Source organism: Nocardia sp. NPDC003345, assembly GCF_053589395.1.
The window spans coordinates 1-5,491 of record NZ_JBSFRU010000390.1; the positions used below are offsets into that span (position 1 = coordinate 1).

General features: G+C 71.0%; 7 protein-coding genes and 2 pseudogenes. 4 read left to right on the top strand and 5 right to left on the bottom strand.

Features of this window, described 5'->3' with window-relative positions:
• Together ACWDU1_RS28825 and argC are read right to left on the bottom strand one after the other, a co-directional pair.
• Positions 1 to 163, bottom strand: a pseudogene (locus ACWDU1_RS28825) (bifunctional glutamate N-acetyltransferase/amino-acid acetyltransferase ArgJ); the annotation flags it as partial.
• Positions 160 to 1,212 (bottom strand): N-acetyl-gamma-glutamyl-phosphate reductase, encoded by a 1,053-nt coding sequence (gene argC, locus ACWDU1_RS28830; RefSeq protein ID WP_450003270.1) that lies wholly within the window; start codon positions 1,210 to 1,212, stop codon positions 160 to 162. The pseudogene ACWDU1_RS28825 and the gene argC, both read right to left, overlap by 4 nt.
• Before the next feature lie 447 nt (positions 1,213 to 1,659).
• On the opposite strand from argC, the gene ACWDU1_RS28835 reads away from it, so the two are divergent.
• A complete protein-coding gene (locus tag ACWDU1_RS28835; protein ID WP_450003272.1) occupies positions 1,660 to 2,460 on the top strand; it encodes a crotonase/enoyl-CoA hydratase family protein in 801 nt (266 codons plus the stop codon).
• A 21-nt stretch (positions 2,461 to 2,481) separates the two neighbouring features.
• On the opposite strand, the gene ACWDU1_RS28840 is transcribed toward ACWDU1_RS28835, so the two are convergent.
• A complete protein-coding gene (locus ACWDU1_RS28840) occupies positions 2,482 to 3,048 on the bottom strand; it encodes a helix-turn-helix domain-containing protein (RefSeq protein ID WP_450003261.1) in 567 nt (188 codons plus the stop codon).
• 63 nt (positions 3,049 to 3,111) lie between these two features.
• On the opposite strand from ACWDU1_RS28840, the gene ACWDU1_RS28845 reads away from it, so the two are divergent.
• On the top strand, positions 3,112 to 3,786 hold the full coding sequence (locus ACWDU1_RS28845) for an AzlC family ABC transporter permease (RefSeq protein ID WP_450003263.1): 675 nt from the start codon (positions 3,112 to 3,114) through the stop codon (positions 3,784 to 3,786).
• Positions 3,783 to 4,106, top strand: coding sequence for an AzlD domain-containing protein (locus ACWDU1_RS28850; protein WP_450003264.1), 324 nt, complete (start codon positions 3,783 to 3,785; stop codon positions 4,104 to 4,106). The genes ACWDU1_RS28845 and ACWDU1_RS28850 overlap by 4 nt, the downstream gene beginning before the upstream one ends.
• A gap of 15 nt (positions 4,107 to 4,121) precedes the next feature.
• Here the strand turns inward: ACWDU1_RS28850 and ACWDU1_RS28855 are convergent, their stop codons facing one another.
• Together ACWDU1_RS28855 and ACWDU1_RS28860 are read right to left on the bottom strand one after the other, a co-directional pair.
• The gene (locus ACWDU1_RS28855; RefSeq protein WP_450003266.1) at positions 4,122 to 4,613 is read right to left on the bottom strand and encodes a pyridoxamine 5'-phosphate oxidase family protein; all 492 of its coding nucleotides are present in this window, start codon (positions 4,611 to 4,613) and stop codon (positions 4,122 to 4,124) included.
• A 66-nt stretch (positions 4,614 to 4,679) separates the two neighbouring features.
• Positions 4,680 to 5,240 (bottom strand): TetR/AcrR family transcriptional regulator, encoded by a 561-nt coding sequence (locus ACWDU1_RS28860; protein WP_450003268.1) that lies wholly within the window; start codon positions 5,238 to 5,240, stop codon positions 4,680 to 4,682.
• A gap of 80 nt (positions 5,241 to 5,320) precedes the next feature.
• Between ACWDU1_RS28860 and ACWDU1_RS28865 the strand changes: the two are divergent.
• Positions 5,321 to 5,491, top strand: a pseudogene (locus tag ACWDU1_RS28865) (FAD-dependent oxidoreductase); the annotation flags it as partial.

A 5,491-nucleotide genomic window follows, 5' to 3' on the forward strand; every position in this document is an offset into this window, starting at 1 on the left:
TGAAGACTCCGGTCGCGGCGTACTCGGGGCCTTCGTTGAACACCAGCGCCAGATCGGGTCTACCGCCGGCCTTGATCCCCGCGGCGATACCCGCCGCCCGGAATCCGAGGGGCGCGGTGACGCCCTGGTTGTGAACGAGGGTGCCGGGGGTCTCGGCGGTCACGGGGCCACTCCTACATTGGACAGCCCGGCGGTCTCGTCGAGGCCGAGCGCGAGGTTCATGGACTGCACCGCGCCACCGGCGGTGCCTTTGGTCAGATTGTCGATCGCCCCGATGATCACCAGGCGGCCGGCGTCGGGGTCCACGGTGACCTGCAAGGTCACCGCGTTGGCACCGAGCACGGCGCCGGTTTGCGGGAGCACTCCCTCGGGGAGCAGATGCACGAACGGCTCGTCGGCGTAGGCCTTCTCGTAGACGGTGCGCGCCTGCGCCGAGTCCACCAGCACCGGCGCGGTGCAGGTGGCGAGGATGCCGCGCGGCATGGGCGCCAGCACGGGAGTGAACGACACCCGGACCGGCGCACCGGCCACCGCGGACAGGTTCTGCGCGATCTCCGGTGTGTGCCGGTGCGCCCCGGCGATGCCGTAGGCCCGCGCCGAACCCATGACCTCGGACCCGAGCAGGCCGACGTCCAGTTTGCGGCCCGCGCCGGAGGTCCCGCTGACCGCGACCACGGTGACATCGGGTTCGACGATCCCCGCGGCGACCGCGGGCGCCAAGGCCAGGCTGGCGACGGTGGGGTAGCAGCCGGGTACCGCGATCCGGGTCGCACCGCGCAGCGCGGCCCGGCCGCCGGGCAGTTCCGGCAGGCCGTAGGGCCAGCTGCCGGCGTGCGGGCCGCCGTAGTAGCGGTCCCAGGCCGCCGGGTCGGTGAGGCGGAAATCGGCGCCGCAGTCGATGATCACCGTCGACTCCGGGAGTTCGGCGGCCAGCGCCGCCGACTGCCCGTGCGGCAGGCCGAGGAAGACGACATCGTGACCGGCGAGCTCGGCGGCCGTGGTCGGGGCGAGGATCCGGTCGGCCAGCGGCAGCAGCTGCGGCTGCAGCGCCCCCAGGGCGGTTCCCGCGTTGTTTCCGGCGGTCAGCGCCCCGATCTCGAGGCGCCCGGCTCGGTACTCCGGATGGGCCAGCAGCAGGCGCAGCACTTCGCCGCCCGCGTAACCGCTGGCACCGGCGACGGCCACCCGCAGGGGTGCGCTCCGGTCGGGCATATCCGTGAGATCAGCCATGTGATGATTATGCATGACCGTGCAAGCTCATTCATCAAGCGGGTTTGCCCGCGGCCGGAGACCGGCCACGGAAGCCACCGCGAAGCCGTCGGCGATATCCGATATGATTAGAACATGTGTTCGAATCGCGAGCTCCGGGACCAGGTCGGCGCCCTGGAGCACGCGGTCGGCGCCCTGCTCGCTGTCGACCTCACCGATATCTCCGCGGCCGAACTGGACGACACGCTGCTGCGAGTGGAGGCCCGCACCCGCAATCTCGCCGGGTATGCCGCGCGGCTGACCCGCGAACTCGCCCATCGGAGCACGCCCCGCCCGGCGGGCGCGGGCACCGCCGTAACCGGCGCCGGCCCCACCGCGAACCCCCGCCCACCGGTCCGATCGGGCATTGTGTGCGATGACACCCGCAGCACCGTGGCCCGAGGAGCATCCGTGACCGCACCCGTTCGCGTCGAGCGCACCGGCGATATCGTCGTCTGGACCATCGACAATCCCGAGCAGCGCAATCCCATCTCCGACGAGGCGACCATCGACGCGCTGGAGAGCGCGGTCCACGAGGTCAATCGCGACCACACCGTCCGGGTGGCGATCCTCACCGGCGCGGGAACCGCGTTCAGCGCGGGCGGCAATATCAAGCACATGCGCGATAAGGCCGGGATGTTCGGCGGCGCCCCCGCCGATCTGCGCCAGGGTTACCGGCACGGCATCCAGCGGATCCCGAAGGCCCTGTACCACTGCGAGATTCCCACCATCGCGGCGGTGAACGGCCCCGCCGTCGGCGCGGGCTGCGATCTGGCCCTGATGTGCGATATGCGCATCGCCGCCACCACCGCCACCTTCGCCGAGAGCTTCGTCAAACTCGGGCTGATCCCCGGCGACGGCGGCGCCTGGCTGCTACCCCGGGCGGTCGGCACGGCCCGGGCGAACCAGCTGGCGTTCACCGGCGCCGCGATCGACGCGGCCACCGCACTGGAATGGGGCATGGTCAACGAGGTCGTCGAACCCGACCGGCTCCTGGACACCGCGCACCGGCTGGCCGCCGAGATCGCCGCCAATCCGCCACACGCCCTCCGGATGACCAAACGCCTGCTGCGCGAGGGCCAGCACCAGAGCCTGGAGACCCTGCTGGAGCTCTCGGCGGCCATGCAGGCCATCACCCATCACACGGCCGACCACGACGAGGCCGTCGCGGCCATGCTGGAGCGCCGGGCGCCGCGGTTCAGCGGCGACTGATTCCGGGATCGGCGGCCGGCATCAGGCGTGCTCGGAGATGAGCATCGCCTCGGTGCCCGGGGCCAATGCCTCGAAGATGTGGGCGATATCCCCGGGATACACGATGTAGTCGCCCGCCTCCAGTTCCACTGCCGCGTCGGCGGTGCCGACCAGAGCCCGGCCCGCGCCGAGCAGGACATGTTCGACCACGCCGGGCATATGCGGCTGCGATTCCCGGCGGTGTCCGGGCTCGGCGGTCACCCGGTAGATATCGCGGCGGGCGCCCGGCGGGCTCGCGGCCAGCAGGACCGCGTGATAGTCGGCCTGCCCGGAATGGACCGCCGGCCCGTCGCCGGCGCGGATCACCTGCTGCCGCGGCCGCGGCGGGTCGAGCAGGCGTGAGAACGGGATATCCAGCGCGAGGCACAGCGCCCAGAGAGTTTCCAGGCTCGGATTGCCGGCCCCCGATTCCAGCTGGGACAGCGTGGATTTGGCGATACCGGCCCGCCTGGCGATCTCGGTGAGGGACAACCCCGCGCGGGCGCGTTCCCGGCGGAGCGCGGCGGCGATCACCGCCTGCGGCGCGGTGTGGTGCCCACGATCGGTCATGTTCGCTCCAGTAGTCGATTGTTCGATTTGACGAACACCCGTGCGGTGTTCATCATGATATCCATGCGTTCGTTATGGCGAACAACCGATGGGGAGACACGCGCGACGATCGCGCTGCTGTGCGCCGCGGTGGGCGTGATCGGGGTGTCCTACGGGGCGACCGCCACGGCCGCCGGATTCCCGGCCTGGCTACCCCTGACCCTGGGCCTGCTGGTCCTGGCCGCCGGATCGGAAATGCTGTTTCTCGGCGTCCTCGCCGCCGGCGGTAGCGTGACGGCCGCACTGGCCGCCGGACTCCTGGTCAACGCCCGCCATCTCACCTACGGCCTCTCGATTCCCGGCGTACTGGGCACCGGCTGGCAGACCGCCGGACGTGCCCATCTGCTCAACGACGAAACGGTCGCACTGGCGCTCGCCCAGCCTTCCGCCCGGCGCGGCCGGGCCGCGTACACGTTCTGCGGGCTCGGCATCCTGCTCGCCTGGCCGCTGGGCACCCTGGCGGGAGCGCGGCTGGGCACCCTGCTCCCGGACCCCGCCGCCTTCGGTCTCGACGCCGTGTTCCCGGCCGTCCTGCTGGCACTGGTCCTGCCCGCGCTGCGCGATCCCCGGGTGCGGTGGCCCGCGCTCACCGGCGCCGCGCTCGCCCTGGTCACGACACCATTGCTGCCCAGCGGAGTCCCCCTCCTGCTCGCCGTCGCCGGCCTGGCGGCCGCGATACCGCGGCGAGACCGGCGATGACCGGCACCGCGCCGCTGCTCGCGGCGATCACGGCCCTCGCCACCGGAACCTTCGCGTTCCGGATCGCCGGACCGCTGCTGGGGGCCCGGGTGTCCCTGGGCCCGAGGTCGGCCACGGCGCTGGCGACGGTCTCGGTGATCGTGCTGACCGCGCTCATGGCGACCACCGCACTCACCGAGGGGCACGGCGGGGCGGGCGCGGCCCGCCCCGCCGGAGTGCTGGTCGCCGGTGCGCTCGCCTGGCGGCGGGTGCCGCTGCCGGTCGTCCTGCTGGCCGCCGCCGGGACCACGGCCGGGTTGCGGCTCCTGGGCGTGCCCTGAGATCCCGCTCGCCGGTTATCGCTTCTCCACCACCCGCTCCCCCTCGCCCGGCTTCCAGATGGTGACCTTCAGCAGTTCGTCACCGACCTCGACCGCCGAGGCGGAGGTGAGATCCGCGACGAAGAAGTGCTCGAACGGCTGGTCACGCAGATCCATTCCGCTGTCTTCGAACAGATGCTGGGCGAAACGGGCGTGCAGGCCGGTGTCCGGATCGTCGACCACCGTGCCGAAAATCTTCGCGTCGCCCTCGGTGACCATCGTGTCCACGGTCGCGGTGTGCAGGCAGAAGCGGGCGTCCCGGACGAGATCGCGGAATTTGGTGGTGCCGGGCATGCCGACGATCACCAGTTTCTCCTCGAAGATGATCGGTTCGACCGGGCTGATCCGGGGATAGCCGTCGGAACGCAGGGTGGCGAGCATGCACAGATTGCTGGTCGCGATATGCCGGCGCCGGAAGATCTCACTGATGCGCGGCGCCTCCGCGGTGAAGTCGCTCCAAGTGGTCATGGACCCGAACCTACGACGCCCGGGTGACATCGCGGAACATGCCGGGCCGGAACCGGCCCCGATTACTCAGCCGGCGGGTTCGTAGCCCAGCGCCGCACAGGACGCGTCGAGGGCGGCGGCACGGAGTTCGGCGACCGGCGCCTCCGCCAGCAGCACGAGACAGTCACCGAGGCCGCCGAGCGCGACGATGGCCCGCGCCCGGGCGGCGATATCGGCCTCCGGCCCCACCAGCAGCGTCGTGAGGCGCCGGCGCCAATCGACCACATCGCGCAGGAACCCCAGTTCACCCAGCGGGGCGGCGTCACGCAACAGCAACGCCGTCACCGCCCGGTGCTCGTAGGAGATGTCGAAATACCTGGCCAGCAGGTTCCGGGCGTCCACCGGCGCACCTCCGGACCGGGATTCGTCCGCGGCGATCATGGCCTCGATATCGTCCGCCAGCGGTTGCACCAGGCTCCGCAGCAGATCCTCGCGTGACGAGAAATGGTAGTAGAGGGCGGGTTTGCTCAGCTCGAGCCGCTCGGCGATCTGGCGCAGGCTGGTCTCCCGGATGCCGCGGGTGGCGAACAATTCCAGCGCGGCGGCCTGGATGCGCTCTCGGGTGTCGGTGGATCGCGGTCGGGGCACAAAGACACTCTAGCCGTTCGACCGCCCGGTAAGTAAAGTAACTTACCGACCGATAAGTAAAGAAACTCCGGGGAGCTGTTGTGGACATCTTGATCTCGGGCGCGAGCGTCGCCGGACCGGTCCTGGCCTACTGGCTGGACCGCTTCGGATTCGATCCGGTGGTGGTGGAACGAACGCCCCGCCCCCGGCTGGGGCTGGGCGGCCACGCGGTGGACCTGTTCGCCCCGGCCACCGACGTCGTGGACCGTATG